Genomic DNA, 17,664 nt, shown 5'->3' with positions numbered 1-17,664 from the left:
CTAATCCCCACCGAAGTGGTTCATCGTTCGACTTGCATGTGTTAAGCACGCCGCCAGCGTTCGTCCTGAGCCAGGATCAAACTCTCCGTGAATGTTTTCCCGTAATCGGGATGAACACCACGAGAGCGGAACAGTCAGGCGGAATAAGCCCGACCGTTCACAGCGTCCTCGCTGTGTTTTTTCAAAGGAACCTCGACCATCGGTTGACCCGATGGACGGGGTATCAACATATCTGGCGTTGACTTTTGGCACGCTGTTGAGTTCTCAAGGAACGGTCGCTTCCTTTGTACTCACCCTCTCGGGCTTTCCTCCGGGCGCTTCCCTTCGGTCTTGCGTTTCCGACTCTATCAGATCCTTTTCCGATCCGATTCCCTGTCGGTGGGAATTGCCTTCCGGCCCGGGCTTTCGCCCGTCGGCCTTTCGACATTCACTACGTTAGCGGATTCGCCGTCCAACTCATAATCGAGTCCTTCGACATCGAATTCAGGCATACGGACACGCCGAATTCGCCCCTGCTGAGGGGGAGTAGCTAGGTAGTGGTTTGGCCGCTTCCGGCTGCTGGCGAAACGCCGTACCCGGTTCAAGCGGCTCGGGCTACATTACGCATCCCGCCGGGGCGAGTCAACTTCGGCGGCGCCTCGGGACATGAGCCCGATACGGGCTGACGGTCGGGTCGTTGGCGACCCAGAAGCGCCAGGGGTGCACGGCACCCTCGCCGGAGACGCCGGTGCGAGGACCGTTGAGTACCTGGTCGGAGGGCACGGGGGTGCCGGTCAGCATGCGGAGGGGGGTGTCGCCGGAGGTACACGCGTCCGTGCCGTCGAGGGAGCGGTCCACGTTCAGGGCCGTGGCGAGACGGGCGGGGCCTTTGGCCAGTTCCTTGTCATTGCGGGCCGAGAGTCGACGGGTGCGGGCCAGCTCGGCGCCCTCGATGATCTCGCCCGCGCGCAGCAGGACCGCGCTCGCCTTCCCTTCGGGACCGCACACGAGGTTCATGCAGAACCACATGCCGTAGGTGAAGTAGACGTACACGTGTCCGGGCGGGCCGAACATCACCTCGTTGCGGGCGGTGCGACCGCGATAGGCGTGGGAGCCGGGGTCGTCCGCGCCGTCGTAGGCCTCGACCTCGGTGAGGCGGAGGGCGATCGGACCGTCCGGGGTGGTGCGGACCAGGATGCGGCCGAGGAGGTCGGGGGCGACATCGAGGACGGGCCGGTCGAAGAACTCCCTGGGCAGGGGCGTACGGTCGGGGGTCGCGATCATGCCGTCCGAGGGTACTGGAGACCCCTGGTGCCGTGGGGTGGCCACAGGGCGGCGGCCTTGCCAGGGTGAGGAAGTGGAACCGGCCACGGCCGGATCGCGTTAACAGGGATCAGGGATCCACCCGTAGTGGGCGAGAGGGAGAGACATGGCGTTCAAGAAGCTGCTCGCGAGCCTGGGGGCCGGCGGGGCTTCGGTCGAGACGGTGCTGCACGAGGTCAACGTCGTGCCGGGCGGTGTCGTCCAGGGTGAGGTGCGGATCCAGGGCGGGTCCGTGAACCAGCAGATCGAGGGGCTCTCGGTCGGGCTGCAGGCCAAGGTCGAGGTGGAGAGCGGCGACCAGGAGTACAAGCAGGACATCGAGTTCACGAAGTCGCGGCTGGGCGGTGCGTTCGAGCTGCAGGCGAACGCGGTGCACGCGGTGCAGTTCGGGCTGGAGATCCCGTGGGAGACCCCGATCACGATGATCGACGGTCAGGCGCTGCGCGGCATGAACATCGGGGTGTCCACGGAGCTGGAGATCGCGCGGGCGGTGGACTCCAGTGACCTGGACCCGGTCAACGTGCATCCGCTGCCGGCGCAGAAGGCGATCCTGGACGCCTTCATCCAGCTGGGCTTCCGGTTCAAGAACGCGGACATGGAGCGGGGTGTCATCCGGGGTACGCGGCAGAAGCTGCCGTTCTACCAGGAGATCGAGTTCTTCCCGCCGCAGCAGTACCGCGGGCTGCACCAGGTCGAGCTGAGCTTCGTGGCCGACGAGCGGGCCATGGACGTGGTGCTGGAGATGGACAAGAAGCCGGGGCTGTTCAGCGAGGGCAGCGACACCTTCCGGTCGTTCCAGGTCGGGCTCGACGACTACCGGGGCACGGACTGGACGGCGTACCTCAACCAGTGGCTCTCCGAGGTGGGCAGCAAGCGCAACTGGTTCTAGGAGAGGGCCTAGGCTCGGGACCGACTGCAGGAATTCGATCAGGAGGTACCGAGGTGACCGAGCTCAAGCGGCGGCCGCTCCCCCACGACTTCCACCCGCCCGTGCCCTCGTTCACGGTGACGAGTGAGGACGTCCAGGAAGGGGCGACGCTCAAGGACGCTCAGGTCTACGCGGCCGGCAACACCTCGCCGCAGCTGCGGTGGGAGGGCTTCCCGCCCGAGACCAAGAGCTTCGCCGTGACCTGCTACGACCCGGACGCGCCCACGGGCAGCGGGTTCTGGCACTGGGTGCTGTTCGACATCCCGGCTTCGGTGACGGAGCTGCCGGTGGGAGCGGGCAGCGGCAAGTTCGAGGGGCTGCCGGAGGGCGCGGTCCACGCGCGGAACGACTACGGCAGCCGGGACTTCGGCGGGGCCGCGCCGCCTGCCGGGGACGGGCCGCACCGGTACGTGTTCACCGTGTACGCCGTGGACCAGGAGAAGCTCGGCCCGGACGCGGACGCGTCGCCGGCCTTCGTGGGCTTCAACCTGCGGTTCCACACGATCGGCCGCGCTCAGCTGATCGGCGAGTACGAGGTGCCTGCCGAGGGCTGAGCCGGTCGCCCGCGCGATCCCGGAGTTCATGGAACGTTTGCCCGCTCCTGGTCTTGGAATTGATCAGGAGCGGGCATTTTTGTTGCCGGGGGTCGCGGGGGTCACCCCGCGTGGGAGCAGCAGATATTGCGTTGTCCATCTCGGCGTGCCCGGCCAGAGTTGATCCCAGCCCGCCAGGGGGTGGGCCGGTGCACACGGGAGGTGGGCTGGTATGCGGGACACGCTGGTACTCAACGCGAGCTTCGAGCCGCTGTCGACGGTGACGCTGAACCGAGCCGTCGTTCTGGTGCTTCAGGACAAGGCTGTCGTCGAACAGGCCCACCCCGAGCTGCGTATGCGGGGAGCCGCGGTCGACATACCGGCGCCCCGCGTGATCAGGCTCTGCCAGTACGTACGGGTGCCGTTCCGAAGACGAGCGCCGTGGTCGAGGCGGGGGGTGCTCGTGCGCGACCGGCACCGGTGCGCGTACTGCGGGAGGCGGGCGACGACCGTGGACCACGTGGTGCCGCGGTCGCAGGGTGGTCAGGACACGTGGCTGAACACGGTGGCCTCGTGTGCCGAGGACAATCACCGCAAGGCGAACCGGACGCCGGACGAGGCGGGGATGCCGCTGCTGCGGCAGCCGTTCGAGCCGACCCCGGCGGACGCGATGCTGCTGGCGCTGGGGCAGGACGACTTCGACGCGCTGCCGGAGTGGCTGGCCCAGCCCGCTGCCTAGCGGTCAGGTGCGAAGGGCCCGCTTCCTGGGAAGCGGGCCCTTCGCATGTGCCGGATGGTGTCCTGACGGTCGGTCGGGTCCGTCAGTCGATGGACGGCTTCTCGCGGCGCTCCTGGGCGGGGACCTGTGCTCCGCTCGCGCCGCCGTTGCCGCCCGAACCTCCGCCGATGCCGCCGAAGTTGCCCATCGCGCCGGAGAGGCCCTTGAGGGCGTCGCCGATCTCGCTGGGGACGATCCAGAGCTTGTTGGCGTCGCCCTCGGCGATCTTCGGGAGCATCTGGAGGTACTGGTAGGAGAGGAGCTTCTGGTCCGGGTCGCCGGCGTGGATGGCCTCGAAGACCGTGCGGACGGCCTGGGCCTCGCCCTCGGCGCGCAGGGCGGCGGCCTTGGCCTCACCTTCGGCGCGCAAGATCTGGGACTGCTTCTCACCTTCGGCGCGCAGGATCTCGGACTGCCGGACACCCTCGGCCTGGAGGATCGCGGCGCGCTTGTCACGGTCGGCGCGCATCTGCTTCTCCATCGAGTCCTGGATGGAGGTGGGCGGTTCGATCGCCTTGAGTTCGACGCGGTTGACGCGGATGCCCCACTTGCCGGTGGCCTCGTCGAGGACGCCGCGCAGGGCCGCGTTGATCTCCTCGCGGGAGGTCAGGGTCCGCTCCAGATCCATGCCGCCGATGATGTTGCGCAGTGTGGTGACGGTGAGCTGCTCGATCGCCTGGATGTAGCTGGCGACTTCGTAGGTGGCGGCCCGTGCGTCGGTCACCTGGTAGTAGATGACGGTGTCGATGTTGACGACCAGGTTGTCCTGGGTGATCACCGGTTGCGGCGGGAAGGGCACGACCTGCTCGCGCAGGTCGATGCGGTTGCGGATGGTGTCGATGAACGGGACGACGATGTTGAGCCCCGCGTTGAGCGTCCGCGTGTAGCGGCCGAAGCGCTCGACGATGGCCGCGCTGGCCTGTGGGATGACTTGGATCGTCTTGATCAGGGCGATGAAGACCAACACCACCAGAATGATCAGGACGATGATGACCGGTTCCATCGTCGTTCCCCGTGTCCCTTCTCCGCTTCGGCGCCTTCGGCAGATCTTATGGTTGTCGAAGATCTTGCTGGTCGAGTCTGACAGACCGTCGCGTAGCTGGCGAGGAGTTCGCTCCAGTTACGTCGTGCGAGGTCACATGACGATCGCGGTGGCTCCCTCGATGTCCACGACGTCCACTTCCTGGCCCACGTCGTAGGCGCGGTCGGTGTCGAGGGCGCGGGCCGACCAGACCTCTCCGGCGAGCTTGATCCGGCCGCCGGAGGCGTCGACGCGTTCCAGGACGACGGCTTGTCTGCCCTTCAACGCGTCCACGCCGGTGGCGAGTTGGGGCCGCTGGGAGCGGTGCCGGTTCGCGATGGGCCGTACGACGGCGATGCCCGCGGTCGAGATCACGGCGAAGACGACGACCTGGGCGACGGCTCCGCCGCCGAAGACGCCGGTGACCACCGCCGCGGCGATGGCTCCCACCGCGAGCATGCCCAGTTCCGGCATCGCGGTGATCACGAGCGCGATGCCGAGCGCCGTCGCGCCGATCAGCCACCACAGCCATGCGTCGATGTCCACGTGGTCATCGTAGGACCGGGGTGCCTGTCACCGACAGGGCGTCCAGCGGGTAAATGCCCTTCTTACCCTGGGATTTGTGCGGCGCGCGGGCGGTTCAGGACAGCGGGAGGCCCTGGGCGGTCCAGCGCTCGCCCACCTGTTCGACGACGAGCGGGAGGCCGAAGCAGAGGGAGAGGTTGCGGGAGGTCAGTTCGAGCTCCAGCGGGCCGGCGGCGAGGACCTTGCCCTGGCGGATCATGAGGACGTGGGTGAAGCCCGGCGGGATCTCCTCGACGTGGTGGGTGACCATGAGCATCGAGGGGGCGATGGGGTCGCGGGCGAGGCGGCCGAGGCGGCGGACGAGGTCCTCGCGGCCGCCGAGGTCGAGGCCGGCGGCGGGCTCGTCGAGCAGGAGCAGCTCGGGGTCGGTCATCAGGGCGCGGGCGATGAGGGTGCGCTTGCGCTCGCCCTCGGAGAGGGTGCCGAACTTGCGGTCCAGGTAGTCGCTCATGCCGAGGCGGTCGAGGAAGGCGCGGGCGCGCTGCTCGTCGATCTCCTCGTAGTCCTCGTGCCAGGTGGCGGTCATGCCGTACGCGGCGGTCAGGACCGTCTCCAGGACCGTCTGGCGCTTGGGGAGCTTCTCGGTCATGGCGATGCCGGCCATGCCGATGCGGGGGCGCAGTTCGAAGACGTCGGTGCCGGGGCGGCCGAGGGTCTCGCCGAGGATCGTGGTCGTGCCCGAGCTGGGGTAGAGGTAGGTGGAAGCGAGGTTGAGGAGGGTGGTCTTGCCGGCGCCGTTCGGGCCGAGGATGACCCAGCGCTCGCCCTCCTTGACCGACCAGGAGACCTGGTCCACCAGAGCCCGGCCCTCGCGGACCACGGATACGTCCTGAAGCTCCAGAACATCGCTCATGAGCGCGTTGTCTCCCCTTGCAGTGTGGCCGGTCTCGGCTGTCGCGTACGCCTGTGGCTCGGTCCGCCGCGCCGGTGGGCGCAGCCCTCCATGAAATCTACGCCACTGGTCGGCCCGGGCATTCCCTCGGTCCGGTCCTTGCGGGGTCCTAGGGTGGGAGCATGCTCACGGAACCGCGCGCCGGACGTCTCGCAGCTTGGGGAAATGCCCTTTTGGCCGGACTTGTCTCGCCGGATGACGCCGTGCTCGCCATCGTCGGCGAGGACGCGGTGCATCGGGTGGAGGGGCTGCCCGGCGAGCCGGGCCAGGTCGGGCTGACGCTCGCCCTGGGGCGGTTGCGCACGCTCGGGGTGACCGGCCTGCGGGTGGCGCTGCCTGCCCCGGGGCATCCGCTGGGACTGAGCGGGCCGCCGGAGTTCAACGCGCGGGCGCTGGAGGCCGAGGAGGCCGTGGTCTGTCATGGGGCCGCGCTCGGGCTGGTGCCGGACGTGTACGAGGCCGGGCCGGAGGGCGTGCAGGTCGAGGTGGTGTGGCATGTGCTGCCCGTGCGGGAGGCGCCGCCGGCGGATGTGCCGTCGCTGGGTGAGGCGGAGCGGGAGCTCGCGGAGGCCCTGCGGGAGGCGACCGAGGTGCTGACGCGGCTGGATGTGGCCGGGTCGGGGCCGGTGGCGGAGGCGGCGGTCGACGCGTACCGGGCGCGGGCCGAGCGGGGGCGGGAGGTGCTGGCGCCGGGGTATCCGCCGCGGGCGGTGCGCGTGCTGGAGCTGGCGCAGCGGGTGGGGGCGTTGATCGGGGTCGCCACGGAGCGGGGGCACGGAGGTGCGGTGAGTTCGTCCGAGATCGCCGCGCGGCGGGAGGCGTTGCGGCCGGTGGAGCGGACGGCTCGGCGGGCGCAGGTCGCGGCGTACAACTCCGTGGTGGAGGAGCGGGAACGGGGGGTGCGGTGACGGGTGGCCCGGTGGTAGCGGTGTCGGTGCCGACGTCACGGCGTCGCACAGCCCGGCGCTGCGGGGTACTGCCTGCGCCCACCCGTGCCGCCCCGGCGGCACGACTGCCCGCAGGCTCCGCCGCAGAGACCACTGAACGGCCTCCCGGGTGGGGCCGGGAGGCCGGGATTGTCTCCGGCTCGGGGGCGGAGACGGGTGTCAGTGGTTGACGGCGAGGTTGCCGAAGGCCGGGTTCAGGACGCCCACGACGTTCACGCTGTTGCCGGAGACGTTCACCGGGACGTGCACCGGGGCCTGGATGACGTTGCCCGAGCCGACACCCGGGGAGCCCGCGGCCTGGCCGTCGGCGTGCGCGCTGGTGGCGGAGGCCATGCCCGCGCCCGCGGCCAGCAGGCCACCGGTCACCATCGTCACGGCCGCTGCCTTCTTCAGGTTCTTCACTTCTGAGCCCTCCTTGCGATTGCCGCGGCAGGCGCCGCAGCACGCACTGGAGAACGGCGGAGATCCAGGGAGGATGCGCCATATGGGGGACGTTCCCACGACAGTATGAATCTCGGTCCGGAACGCAACCTTCCGTGTTGCCGTGGGGTGAGCGTGTCAGCCCGTCACACCATGGCGAACGGCCCACAGGGCGGCCTGGGTCCGGTCGGCCAGGTCGAGTTTCATCAGGATGTTCGAGACGTGCGTCTTGACGGTCTTCTCGGAGAGGACGAGCGCGCGGGCGATCTCCCGGTTGGAACGGCCGTCCGCTATCAGGCCGAGCACCTCGCGCTCCCGCTCGGTGAGTGAACCGCCCCTGCCGGGACCGGAGTTGGCCTCCTCCTGGGAGAGCAGGGCGCCGGCGACCTCCGGCTGGAGCAGGATGTGCCCGGCGTGGACGGAGCGGATGGCCCCGGCGAGGGCGTCGGGGTCGACGTCCTTGTAGACGTACCCGGCGGCGCCCGCACGCAGGGCCGGAACCACCGTGCGCTGTTCGGTGAAGCTGGTGACGACCAGCACGCGCGCGGGGTTGTCGAGCTCGCGGAGTCTGCGCAGGGCGTCCACGCCGTCCATGCCGGGCATCTTGACGTCCATGAGGATGACGTCGGGCCGCAACTCCTCGGCGCGGTCGACGCCTTCGGCGCCGTCGGCCGCCTCGCCGACGACCTCGATGTCGTCCTGCACTTCCAGGAACGTGCGCAGGCCCCGGCGGACGACCTGGTGGTCGTCGACGAGCAGGACCTTGATCGCGTCAGCCACCGGGGACCTCCATCTCGATCGTGGTGCCCTTGCCGGGCGCCGATTCCACGGTCAGCGAGCCGCCGGCGCCGCTCGCCCGGTCCCGCATCGAGACCAGTCCGAGGTGGCGTCCGGCGCGGCGGACCGCCTGCGGGTCGAAGCCGCTGCCGTCGTCCGTGACCCGCAGGACGGCGCCGCCGCCGCGGCGCTCCAGGGTCACGTCGACGTGGTCGGCGCCGGAGTGGCGCAGGGCGTTGTGCAGGGCCTCCTGGGCGACGCGCAGGACGGCCTCCTCCTGGGAGGCGGGCAGGGCCTTCACACCGTGGCCGGTGAAGGTCACGCGGGCGCTGTGCGCGCGGTCGAGGACCTGGATCTGCGTGCGCAGGGTGGCGACCAGGCCGTCCTCGTCGAGAGCGGCCGGGCGCAACTCGACCACGGCGGCGCGCAGTTCGTCGGCGGCCTCGGCGGCCAGGGCCGCCACCTGCTGCAGCTCGCCCTTGGCGCGGGAGGGGTCGCGGTCCACCAGCCGGGCCGCGGCCTGGGCCGTCAGGCGCAGTGAGAACAGCTTCTGGCTGACCGCGTCGTGCAGTTCGTGGGCCAGGCGTGAGCGTTCCTCGGCGATGGTCAGTTCGCGGCTGCGCTCGTAGAGGCGGGCGTTGGTGAGGGCGATCGCGGCGTGCTGGGCGAGGATGCCGAGCAGTTCCTCGTCGTCCTGGGTGAAGCCACAGCTGCCCTCGGGCTTCGTGCAGTTCTTGTTCGCCAGGAACAGGGCCCCGATCACCTCGTCGCCGTCGCGGATGGGCAGGCCCAGGAAGTCGACGAGGTCGGGGTGGGCCTTGGGCCAGCCTTCGAAGCGGGGGTCCTTGCGGACGTCGGCGAGGCGCTCGGCCCGGGCCTCGTGGAGCATCGCGGCGAGGATGCCGTGCTGGCGCGGGAGGGGGCCGATGGCCTTCCACTGCTCCTCGCTGACGCCGTCGACGACGAACTGGGCGAAGCCGCCGTGGTCGTCGGGGACGCCGAGCGCCGCGTACTGCGCGTCGAGCAGTTCGCGTGCGGAGGCGACGATCGTCTTGAGGACGTCGCGCACCTCCAGGTGCCTGCTCATGGCCAGCAACGCGGAGCTCACCGCGGCGAGGCCGGACCGGGGGCCGTGGCTCATGTCCTCACGGTACCGGCGGGCTGTGACAGCGCGGATCGGCCCGTGGCCGCGCATGCCCGGTCCGTGGACCTAGGTCGCGGGGCGGAGGCGCCGGGCGGGTGGCGTAGGACCGGGGCCGGGCGGCCGGGGCCGGGCCGATGGCCGGCCTAGGGCCCGGGACGGTGGGCCGGTGGCGTAGGGCGAAGGGCCCCGGCGGGTTGCGGCCCGGGCCCGAGGCGGTGGAGGCGGGGCCGTTTCTACCGTGAGGGCACTTCGGTCACGACGAGGGAGCTGATCATGCCTGTTGCGATCATCACCGGTGCGTCCAAGGGCCTGGGCCGGGCGCTCGCCGAGGGCCTGGCCCGGCGGGGCTGGGACCTGGTGCTCGACGCGAGAGGTGCGCAGGCCCTGGCCGGCACGGCCGAGGCCGTGTCCGCGCACGGGGTGCGGGTGAGGGCCCTGCCGGGGGACGTCACGGACGCCGCTCACCGGTCGGAGCTGGTCGAGGCGGCGTGGCGGCTGGGTGGGCTCGACCTGCTGGTGCACAACGCGAGCGCGCTGGGCATCGAGCCGCTGGTCCGGCTGGAGGAACTGCCCCTGCCGGGGCTGCGACGGGCGCTGGAGGTGAACCTGGTGGCCTGCCTGGGTCTGGTCCAGGAGGGACTGGCACTGCTGAGGGCCTCCGCGGCGGGCGCGGTCGTCGTGGTCAGTTCGGACGCGGCGGCGGAGGCGTACGAGACCTGGGGCGGCTACGGGGCGTCGAAGGCGGCCCTGGACCAGTTGGCGGCGGTGCTCGCCGTGGAGGAGCCGGGGCTGCGGGTCTGGGCGGTGGACCCCGGGGACATGGCCACGGACCTCTACGCGGCGGCCGTACCGGAGGACCAGGAGCCGCGGCCCGCGCCCGAGACGGTGGTGCCGGGGTTCCTGCGGCTGCTGGACGAGCGGCCGGCGAGCGGGCGGTACGCGGCCGCGGCCCTCGTGGACGGCGTCGTATGACGCTGGAGGTGCGGGTGCCCCGCGAGCTGTCGGCCCGGGTGCCCGCCGAGCAGCGGGGGCCCGGGCTGGACCGGGACGCCGTACGGCTGCTGGTCTCGCGGGGTGTCGAGGTGGCCCATCACACGTTCGTGGAGCTGCCGGGGCTGTTGCGGGCCGGGGACCTGCTCGTGGTCAACACCTCGGCCACGCTGGCGGCGGCCGTCGACGGGTGGACCGGGCACGCGCGCGTGGTGGTGCACTTCTCCACGCGCGGGGACGACGGCCGCTGGGCGGTGGAGCTGCGGGAGCCCGACGGGTTCGGCACCACGCGCGCGCGTGCGGGCGGGCCCGCGGGGAGGGAGGTGTGCCTGCCCGGGGGTGTGCGGCTGGTGCTGGAGGAGCCGCTGAGCCGGCGGAGCGAGCGGTTGTGGTGGGCGCGGATCTCCGGGCCCGGGATACCGGGGCTGCTCCGGGAGCACGGGCGGCCCATCCGCTACGCCTACACGGAGCGGGACCAGCCGCTCTCCGTCCACCGGACCGTGTTCGCGCTGCCGTCGGCCGACGGGGCGGGCAGTGCGGAGATGCCGAGTGCGGCCCGGCCCTTCACGGCGCGGCTGGTCGCGGAGCTGGTCAGCCGGGGGGTGCAGTTCGCGCCGGTCACGCTGCACACGGGGGTGGCGTCGGCGGAGGCGCACGAGCCGCCGTATCCGGAGCGGTTCGCGGTGCCGGAGGCCTCGGCGCGGCTGATCAACGCCGCGCGGGCGGGCGGGGGCCGGGTGCTGGCGGTGGGGACGACGGCGGTGCGGGCCGTGGAGTCGGCGGTGGACGCCGCAGGGGTCGTACGCGCGCGTGCGGGATGGACGGACCTGGTCGTCACGCCGGAGCGCGGGGTGCGGGTGGTGGACGGGCTGCTGACCGGGCTGCACGAGCCGGAGGCCTCGCATCTGCTGATGCTGGAGGCGGTGGCGGGCCGGGCGGCGATCGAGCGGGCTTACGAGGCCGCGCTGCAAGGCCGCTACCTGTGGCACGAGTTCGGGGACCTGCACCTCGTCCTGCCCTGAAACGGGCCTCACGCAGAGCATCGCTCGTGCAACGTGTGGTGAGAAGGCGAGGCGGCCGGTGTGAGCCCGCGCATAGGGCGCACGTCACGTACGAAAGTGCATAGGAGACAAAGTCGCCCCTATTGAGCGGCGCCGATAGTCCAATATGCCCCGATTTACCCCTCCCTGATCCACTATCTTCCTTCGTACGTCACACCTTTGCCTCGCGATTTTGCGGCCGCTAAGAATGGCTCTCGTCGCTCAGCGCCGTGGGTTCTCACCCCGCGGCGTTCGTGTCGGAAACACACCGAGTCCAACGCCGGACGCCGAGCGACTCCCGCGCTATTCGAAGAGGTCCACACCAGCATGCCCAAGAACATCTTCAGCCGTGTTCAGAGTCGGAGCCTGACCCGTCACCACAAGATCGCCATGGCGGGCGTCGCCACCCTGGGTGCCGCCGCCATCGGCTTCTCCGCGGTGCCGAGCGGTGCGTCGACCACGACCACGACCGAGGCCGCTCAGCCGGCTGCGGTGGCGTTCAGCACGGAACAGATCAAGGACGTCAAGGCGAGCGTCACCGACCAGATGGCCGGTGCCAGCGTGAAGGCGGAGCAGATAGCCGCCAAGAAGAAGGCCGAGGCCGCTGCCGCCGCCAAGAAGAAGGCCGCCGCCGAGGCCGCGAAGAAGAAGGCCGAGGCCGAGCGCAAGGCCAAGGAGGCCGCGAGCCGCGCCGCCAAGCGCGCCGCCGCCAAGAAGAGCTACCCGAACAACCTCGACGGCTGGATCCGCGAGTCCCTCGACGTCATGAAGAAGCACGGGATCCCCGGCTCCTACGAGGGCATCAAGCGCAACATCATCCGGGAGTCCTCGGGCAACCCGCGGGCGATCAACAACTGGGACATCAACGCCATCAACGGCATCCCGTCCAAGGGCCTGCTGCAGGTCATCCCGCCGACCTTCAAGCACTGGCACGTCCCCGGCACCTCCTGGGACATCTACGACCCGGTAGCCAACATCACCGCCGCCTGCAACTACGCGGCCGACAAGTACGGCTCGATGGACAACGTCGACAGCGCGTACTGAGGCCGGCGCGGGACCTCTGCTTCGCTGAACGCACGCCGAAGGGCGGCACCCTCCTGACGGGGTGCCGCCCTTCGGACGCGGAGCGGGGGTGACTACTTGCGCATGACCTCGGGCTCGTGGCGGCGCAGGAAGCGGGCCACGAAGAAGCCGCAGATCACGCCGAGGGCCAGGAGCGCGCCCATGTCCATGACCCAGGCCCCGACGGTGTGCTCCCACAGCGGGTCGGTGTCCCCGGCCGTCTCGGGCGGGCTGATCTTGTTGAAGTCCAGCGTGGCGCCGGAGGCGGCGACCGCCCAGCGTGACGGCATCAGGAACGAGAACTGGTTGACGCCGATCGAGCCGTGCAGCGCGAACAGGCAGCCGGTGAAGACGACCTGGATGATCGCGAACATCACCAGCAGCGGCATGGTCTTTTCGGCGGTCTTCACCAGCGACGAGATGATCAGGCCGAACATCATCGACGTGAAGCCCAGCGCCATGATCGGCACGGACAGCTCCAGCAGGGTGGCGCTGCCGAAGACGAGCCCCTCCTCGGGGATCTCCCGGCTGGAGAAGCCGATGACGCCGACCAGCAGACCCTGCAGCACGGTGATCATGCCGAGCACGAAGACCTTCGACATCAGGTACGCCGAGCGGGACAGGCCGGTGGCGCGCTCCCGCTCGTAGATGACCCGTTCCTTGATCAGCTCGCGGACCGAGTTCGCCGCGCCGGCGAAGCAGGCGCCGACCGCGAGGATCAGCAGCACCGTCGTCGCCGTGCCGTTCGGGATGATCCGGCCGGTCTGCGGGTTGGCCGGGTTCGGCAGCAGGCCCTTGTCCGCGTCGATGAGCAGGCTCACCGCGCCGAGCACGGCCGGCAGGATCACCATCAGGGCCAGGAAGCCCTTGTCGGACGCGATCACCGAGACGTACCGCCGGACGAGCGTGACGAACTGGGACATCCAGCCCTGCGGCTTCGGCGGCTTCATCGCCTGCATCGGCGGAACCTGTACGGACTGCGGCGCCACCGCGTCCAGGTCCGCGGCGTACATCTGGTAGTGCTGCGAGCCCTTCCAGCGGCCCGCCCAGTCGTAGTCGCGGTAGTTCTCGAAGGCGGAGAAGACGTCGGCCCAGGTGTCGTAGCCGAAGAAGTTCAGCGCCTCCTCCGGCGGGCCGAAGTAGGCCACGGAGCCACCCGGCGCCATCACCAGCAGCTTGTCGCACAGGGCCAGCTCGGCCACCGAGTGCGTGACGACGAGGACCGTGCGGCCGTCGTCGGCGAGGCCGCGCAGCAGCTGCATGACGTCGCGGTCCATGCCCGGGTCGAGGCCGGAGGTCGGCTCGTCCAGGAAGATCAGCGACGGCTTGGTCAGCAGCTCCAGGGCGACCGAGACACGCTTGCGCTGACCGCCGGACAGGGACGTGACCTTCTTGTCCTTGTGGATGTCGAGCTTGAGCTCGCGCAGCACCTCGTCGATACGGGCCTCGCGCTCGGCCCCCGTGGTGTCGGCGGGGAAGCGCAGCTTGGCCGCGTACTTGAGGGCCTTCTTGACGGTCAGCTCCTTGTGCAGGATGTCGTCCTGCGGGACCAGACCGATGCGCTGGCGCAGCTCGGCGAACTGCTTGTACAGGTTCCGGTTGTCGTAGAGCACCTCGCCCTGGTTGGCGGGCCGGTAGCCGGTGAGCGCCTTGAGCAGGGTGGACTTGCCGGAGCCGGACGGGCCGATGACCGCGATCAGCGACTTCTCCGGAACGCCGAAGGAGACGTCCTTGAGGATCTGCTTGCCGCCGTCGACCGTGACGGTCAGGTGGCGGGCGGAGAAGGACACCTCACCGGTGTCGACGAACTCCTCCAGCCGGTCCCCGACGATCCGGAACGTCGAGTGGCCGACGCCGACGATGTCCGTCGGGCCGAGCAGCTGCGAACCGCCCTTGGCGATCGGCTGGCCGTTGACGTACGTGCCGTTGTGCGAACCGAGGTCGCGGATCTCCATGCGCCCGTCGGGCGTGGCGTGGAACTCGGCGTGGTGCCGCGAGACCTGGAGGTCCGAGACGACCAGCTCGTTCTCCAGGGCACGGCCGATGCGCATCACGCGGCCGAGGGAGAACTGGTGGAACGTGGTCGGGCTGCGGTCGCCGTAGACCGGCGGTGCCCCCGCGACACCGCCGGGGCCCTGCTGCTGCGGGATGTGCGCCGCGGGCTGCTGCGACTGCTGCCAGCCGGCCTGCGGGGCCTGCTGCTGCGGCTGCTGGTGCGGCGCCTGCTGGGCGGGAGCCTGCTGCGCCCAGCCCGGGTTCGCACCCTGCGCCGCGTACGGCTGCTGCTGGGGCTGGGCCTGCGGCGTGCCGACGGAGGCCGCGGCCCCGCCGGACAGGTTCAGGCGCGGGCCGTCGGTCGCGTTGCCCAGGTTGACCGCCGAGCCGGGGCCGAGCTCCATCTGATGGATGCGCTGCCCCTGCACGAACGTGCCGTTGGTGCTGCCATGGTCCTCGATGACCCAACTGCGGCCGTTGAAGCTGACCGTGGCGTGACGCCAGGAGACCCTGGCGTCGTCGAAGACGACGTCCCCCTGCGGATCACGTCCGAGGGTGTATGCCCTGGACGGATCGAGCGTCCAGGTACGTCCGTTTGATTCCAGTACGAGTTCCGGCACTCCATGCCCCACTGAGTTGTCCCCCGAGTTACCCCCGACATGGGGAGTCTAGGGATGTCGAACATCGGGGGGAACTATTTCAGGAGCGGCCCCCTGACCGAAAGTCGGGCCTTGTGAAGAGCGGGCGCGGACGGGTCGGCCGATTCCGTTGACGGGGTTGAAAACGGGCCGGAGAGTGGTATTTCGACGCGAGGGGGACATGCGCGGTGTTCCCGCCGCGCAGCGGATCGGGGGGTCTGCCATGGGTGCTGCGACAGGTGCGGAGTCGGCGAGGGACGGTGCGCGCGTGCCGTGGGTGGACGTGCTGATGTCCGCCGTCGCCGCGGTGAGCTGGGCGCTGATCGGGATGGCGGGGACGGCTGCGCTGGGCCTGCGGCTGCTGGAGGCGGACGCGGCGGGCTCGTCGGGGCCGATGACCGCGGCGATGGTGGCGCTCGCGGCGGGCGGGTCGGTCACGCCGTCCGGTGACGTGTCGGCCTTCGGTCTGACGGGCGCGGAGGCGGACACGGCCATCGAGATCACGCCACTGGGGGTGAGCCTGGTCGGGGCGCTGCTGCTGTCGTGGTTCTTCCTGCGGTCCCTGCGCGCGGCGGGAGTTGTGGTCGCACCGGCCGAACTCCTCGCGCGTGCGGGCGCGGTGGTCGCGCTGTTCGTGGCCATGCTGGGCGGGCTGGCCTGGGCGGGACACGATGTCATCACGATCGACGGCGGGTCGCTGGGGCTGGACGACGTGCCCGGTGGAGGCGGAGGCGTCGAGGTCCCGGGGCTCGGGGACATCGGAGGGCTGCTGCCGGACCGGCTCGGTGAGCTGGTCGACGCGCAGGCGGCCGTGGGCTTCACGGTGGACACGGCGCCGACGCTGCTCGGCGGGCTCGGGTGGTCGGCCGGGATCCTGGCCATCGCCCTGCTGGCGTCCCGTCGTACGCCCCTGCCCCCGGGCTGGGAGGCCGTGCACCGGGTCGTGCGGCCCGCCGTCTCCGCGGTGGTGACCGTGCTGCTGGTGGCCGTGGCGGCGGGGATCGCGGCGGCGGCGTACGCGGCGGTCGGCGACGACCATCCACGGCGCATCGCCGGGGCGGCGCTGCTCGGGGCGCCGAACGGGGTGTGGCTGGGCGTCCCGCTGGGTCTGTTCGTGCCGTGGGACGGCCGGGCCACGGGCGAGCTGACCCGGTTCCTGCCGGACCCCTTGGACGACCTGCTCGGCTCCGGCACGGACCGGCCGGTGACGTTGGGGCGCCTGGCCGAGCTGGACGGGCGGGTGTGGCTGCTGGGGGTGGCGGCGGCACTGATGATGCTGCTGGCCGGGGTACTGACGGCGGTGCGGACACCGGTCGGGGCCGGTGGGCCGGGCGTTCCGGATGGGCCGGATGTTCCGGACAGGCCGAGGGCCCCGGGTGCTCTCGCCTTCGCGGGCCGGTGCGCGGTGCGGCTGGGGGCGGCGACGGGGGTCGCCCTGCCGCTGCTGGTCTGGCTCACGGACGTGTCCGTGACCGCGTCGCTGTCCGTCCTCGGCTTCGACGCGTTCGGCGCGGGCATCGACCTGCACGGCCACCTCGGCACGGCCCTGCTGCTGGGCGCGGTGTGGGGTGCGGGGGCCGGAGGTGCGGGGGCCTTGCTGGCCTGGGGCTGCGGGGTGCCGGGGCGGTCGGCCGCCGCACTGGCGCGGGGAGCGGCGGGCACGAGGCGGGGGGTGGGCGCGAGGCGGGCAGCGGGTGACGGGCCGGGGTGGGGGACGGCGTCGGGGCCGGGGTCGGGGGCGGGGGCGGTGGCGGGGGCGGTGGGTGGCTCCATGGGGGCGTACGGCGGGGCGTACGCCGGGGAGAGCGGAGGAGCGTACGCCGGGGACGGCGGGGCGCACGCCGGGGAGAGTGGGGCCTACGCCGGGGACGGCGGGGCCTACGCCGGGGACGGCGGAGGTGTCGGGCAGCAGGCAGGGTTGGAGGACGCCGAAGGGGGAGCTGGGTGGAGGGGAGCGAGGGGAGGCGCCACGCCCCCGGGGTACGACGCCGGGCGTCCCGAAGGACCTGGCGCTGCCGACCGTGAGCCGGCGGCGCACGACGAGGAGTCCGGGCCCTACGCGCCGGGGGCGCCGTACCGTCCGCCGAACCCTGCCACCAACCCCTACCTGCGGCTCCCCGGCGAACGGCGGGAGCCGGAGGACGCCAGGCCGGAGGACGCCAGGCCGGAGGACGCCAGGCGTGAGGGCGATCCGGTTGCCCCCGATGAGAGCGGCTCCGTCACCTCGGCGGACCACTCCTCCGCCCCGGAGGACGACTCCCTCGCGCCGGGTGACGGTGACATCTACGGCGCCCCCACGGTCGTCCGGCCCGTGGGGCCGCCTCCGCGCAGGCCCCGGCAGTCCCCCGGCCCGAGGAACGGGAACGGTCCGCCCGCCCGGCCGGACGAATGGCCTCCTCCCCCGCCGCCCCCTCCCCCACCACCGCGCAAACCCCGCGGCGGTCGGTGAGTCCGGCCCCGCCGGTCGGCGCCATCGGCCCCCGCCCTGGCTCTCCATCCCTGGGCCCCTGCCTCTGCCTCTGCCCCCTGGCCCCCGCGCCCCTGGGCGGCCGCACGCAAGATCCACGCCACCCGCCCGACACCCACTGTTCCCTGTCCGCCAGGCGGACCTC

At 71.3% G+C, this 17,664-nt stretch carries 16 protein-coding genes and 1 rRNA gene; 8 read left to right on the top strand and 9 right to left on the bottom strand.

Annotation, left to right across the window (positions count from 1 at the left end):
- Together ACIGAQ_RS16015 and ACIGAQ_RS16010 are read right to left on the bottom strand one after the other, a co-directional pair.
- Nucleotides 1–92 (bottom strand): 16S ribosomal RNA (locus ACIGAQ_RS16015); the annotation flags it as partial.
- A gap of 529 nt (nt 93–621) precedes the next feature.
- The gene (locus ACIGAQ_RS16010; RefSeq protein ID WP_311689215.1) at nt 622–1,263 is read right to left on the bottom strand and encodes a DNA-3-methyladenine glycosylase; all 642 of its coding nucleotides are present in this window, start codon (nt 1,261–1,263) and stop codon (nt 622–624) included.
- A 145-nt stretch (nt 1,264–1,408) separates the two neighbouring features.
- On the opposite strand from ACIGAQ_RS16010, the gene ACIGAQ_RS16005 reads away from it, so the two are divergent.
- The 3 genes from ACIGAQ_RS16005 to ACIGAQ_RS15995 all read left to right on the top strand — a co-directional run bounded on the left by ACIGAQ_RS16005 (nt 1,409) and on the right by ACIGAQ_RS15995 (nt 3,502).
- Complete coding sequence (locus ACIGAQ_RS16005; protein WP_311689217.1) at nt 1,409–2,191, top strand: sporulation protein; 783 nt, start codon at nt 1,409–1,411, stop codon at nt 2,189–2,191.
- Between the two features lie 53 nt (nt 2,192–2,244).
- Complete coding sequence (locus ACIGAQ_RS16000; RefSeq protein WP_399783090.1) at nt 2,245–2,784, top strand: YbhB/YbcL family Raf kinase inhibitor-like protein; 540 nt, start codon at nt 2,245–2,247, stop codon at nt 2,782–2,784.
- Between the two features lie 211 nt (nt 2,785–2,995).
- Entirely contained in the window at nt 2,996–3,502 is a 507-nt protein-coding gene (locus tag ACIGAQ_RS15995) for an HNH endonuclease (RefSeq protein ID WP_311689221.1), read from the top strand.
- Nucleotides 3,503–3,584: 82 nt separating this feature from the next.
- Here the strand turns inward: ACIGAQ_RS15995 and ACIGAQ_RS15990 are convergent, their stop codons facing one another.
- The 3 genes from ACIGAQ_RS15990 to ACIGAQ_RS15980 form a co-directional block, all read right to left on the bottom strand.
- Complete coding sequence (locus tag ACIGAQ_RS15990; RefSeq protein WP_114251211.1) at nt 3,585–4,544, bottom strand: SPFH domain-containing protein; 960 nt, start codon at nt 4,542–4,544, stop codon at nt 3,585–3,587.
- Nucleotides 4,545–4,676: 132 nt separating this feature from the next.
- Entirely contained in the window at nt 4,677–5,108 is a 432-nt protein-coding gene (locus tag ACIGAQ_RS15985) for an NfeD family protein (RefSeq protein WP_399783085.1), read from the bottom strand.
- A 94-nt stretch (nt 5,109–5,202) separates the two neighbouring features.
- Complete coding sequence (locus ACIGAQ_RS15980) at nt 5,203–6,000, bottom strand: ABC transporter ATP-binding protein (protein ID WP_094056514.1); 798 nt, start codon at nt 5,998–6,000, stop codon at nt 5,203–5,205.
- Between the two features lie 161 nt (nt 6,001–6,161).
- Between ACIGAQ_RS15980 and ACIGAQ_RS15975 the strand changes: the two genes are divergently transcribed.
- The gene (locus ACIGAQ_RS15975; protein WP_362281910.1) at nt 6,162–6,947 is read left to right on the top strand and encodes a hypothetical protein; all 786 of its coding nucleotides are present in this window, start codon (nt 6,162–6,164) and stop codon (nt 6,945–6,947) included.
- A 198-nt stretch (nt 6,948–7,145) separates the two neighbouring features.
- Here the strand turns inward: ACIGAQ_RS15975 and ACIGAQ_RS15970 are convergent, their stop codons facing one another.
- From ACIGAQ_RS15970 to ACIGAQ_RS15960, 3 genes are all read right to left on the bottom strand, one after another.
- Nucleotides 7,146–7,388, bottom strand: a complete 243-nt coding sequence (locus ACIGAQ_RS15970) for a chaplin (RefSeq protein WP_094056512.1) — start codon at nt 7,386–7,388, stop codon at nt 7,146–7,148.
- A gap of 156 nt (nt 7,389–7,544) precedes the next feature.
- Nucleotides 7,545–8,186, bottom strand: a complete 642-nt coding sequence (locus tag ACIGAQ_RS15965; protein WP_031118965.1) for a response regulator transcription factor — start codon at nt 8,184–8,186, stop codon at nt 7,545–7,547.
- A complete protein-coding gene (locus ACIGAQ_RS15960) occupies nt 8,179–9,324 on the bottom strand; it encodes a GAF domain-containing sensor histidine kinase (RefSeq protein ID WP_311689229.1) in 1,146 nt (381 codons plus the stop codon). Before ACIGAQ_RS15960 ends, ACIGAQ_RS15965 begins: the two co-directional genes overlap by 8 nt.
- 276 nt (nt 9,325–9,600) lie before the next feature.
- Here ACIGAQ_RS15960 and ACIGAQ_RS15955 point away from each other — a divergent pair, with 276 nt between their 5' ends.
- The 3 genes from ACIGAQ_RS15955 (at nt 9,601) to ACIGAQ_RS15945 (ending at nt 12,401) form a co-directional block, all read left to right on the top strand.
- Nucleotides 9,601–10,299, top strand: a complete 699-nt coding sequence (locus ACIGAQ_RS15955) for an SDR family NAD(P)-dependent oxidoreductase (protein ID WP_399783079.1) — start codon at nt 9,601–9,603, stop codon at nt 10,297–10,299.
- Nucleotides 10,296–11,339 (top strand): S-adenosylmethionine:tRNA ribosyltransferase-isomerase, encoded by a 1,044-nt coding sequence (locus ACIGAQ_RS15950; RefSeq protein ID WP_399783076.1) that lies wholly within the window; start codon nt 10,296–10,298, stop codon nt 11,337–11,339. The genes ACIGAQ_RS15955 and ACIGAQ_RS15950 overlap by 4 nt, the downstream gene beginning before the upstream one ends.
- A 345-nt stretch (nt 11,340–11,684) precedes the next feature.
- Nucleotides 11,685–12,401 carry a transglycosylase SLT domain-containing protein gene (locus tag ACIGAQ_RS15945; RefSeq protein ID WP_399783073.1) on the top strand — a complete coding sequence of 239 codons (717 nt, stop codon included), beginning with the start codon at nt 11,685–11,687 and terminating at the stop codon, nt 12,399–12,401.
- A gap of 92 nt (nt 12,402–12,493) precedes the next feature.
- On the opposite strand, the gene ACIGAQ_RS15940 is transcribed toward ACIGAQ_RS15945, so the two are convergent.
- Entirely contained in the window at nt 12,494–15,034 is a 2,541-nt protein-coding gene (locus ACIGAQ_RS15940) for an FHA domain-containing protein (RefSeq protein WP_362281919.1), read from the bottom strand.
- A gap of 241 nt (nt 15,035–15,275) precedes the next feature.
- On the opposite strand from ACIGAQ_RS15940, the gene ACIGAQ_RS15935 reads away from it, so the two are divergent.
- Complete coding sequence (locus ACIGAQ_RS15935; protein WP_399783070.1) at nt 15,276–17,501, top strand: streptophobe family protein; 2,226 nt, start codon at nt 15,276–15,278, stop codon at nt 17,499–17,501.
- Nucleotides 17,502–17,664: the final 163 nt, after the last annotated feature.

Origin of the sequence: Streptomyces sp. NPDC085932 (assembly GCF_044540525.1) — a bacterium.
Lineage (GTDB): Bacteria > Actinomycetota > Actinomycetes > Streptomycetales > Streptomycetaceae > Streptomyces > Streptomyces levis.
This window is presented reverse-complemented; position numbering and strand designations above follow the sequence as displayed.

Excerpts from the sequence above, each read along its gene's own strand:
- ACIGAQ_RS16010 (WP_311689215.1), bottom strand. The coding sequence starts at position 1,263 with ATGATCGCGACCCCCGACCGTACGCCCCTGCCCAGGGAGTTCTTCGAC.
- ACIGAQ_RS16005 (WP_311689217.1), top strand. The coding sequence starts at position 1,409 with ATGGCGTTCAAGAAGCTGCTCGCGAGCCTGGGGGCCGGCGGGGCTTCG.
- ACIGAQ_RS15995 (WP_311689221.1), top strand. The coding sequence starts at position 2,996 with ATGCGGGACACGCTGGTACTCAACGCGAGCTTCGAGCCGCTGTCGACG.
- ACIGAQ_RS15990 (WP_114251211.1), bottom strand. The coding sequence starts at position 4,544 with ATGGAACCGGTCATCATCGTCCTGATCATTCTGGTGGTGTTGGTCTTC.
- ACIGAQ_RS15980 (WP_094056514.1), bottom strand. The coding sequence starts at position 6,000 with ATGAGCGATGTTCTGGAGCTTCAGGACGTATCCGTGGTCCGCGAGGGC.
- ACIGAQ_RS15975 (WP_362281910.1), top strand. The coding sequence starts at position 6,162 with ATGCTCACGGAACCGCGCGCCGGACGTCTCGCAGCTTGGGGAAATGCC.
- ACIGAQ_RS15960 (WP_311689229.1), bottom strand. The coding sequence starts at position 9,324 with ATGAGCCACGGCCCCCGGTCCGGCCTCGCCGCGGTGAGCTCCGCGTTG.
- ACIGAQ_RS15955 (WP_399783079.1), top strand. The coding sequence starts at position 9,601 with ATGCCTGTTGCGATCATCACCGGTGCGTCCAAGGGCCTGGGCCGGGCG.
- ACIGAQ_RS15950 (WP_399783076.1), top strand. The coding sequence starts at position 10,296 with ATGACGCTGGAGGTGCGGGTGCCCCGCGAGCTGTCGGCCCGGGTGCCC.
- ACIGAQ_RS15945 (WP_399783073.1), top strand. The coding sequence starts at position 11,685 with ATGCCCAAGAACATCTTCAGCCGTGTTCAGAGTCGGAGCCTGACCCGT.
- ACIGAQ_RS15935 (WP_399783070.1), top strand. The coding sequence starts at position 15,276 with ATGGGTGCTGCGACAGGTGCGGAGTCGGCGAGGGACGGTGCGCGCGTG.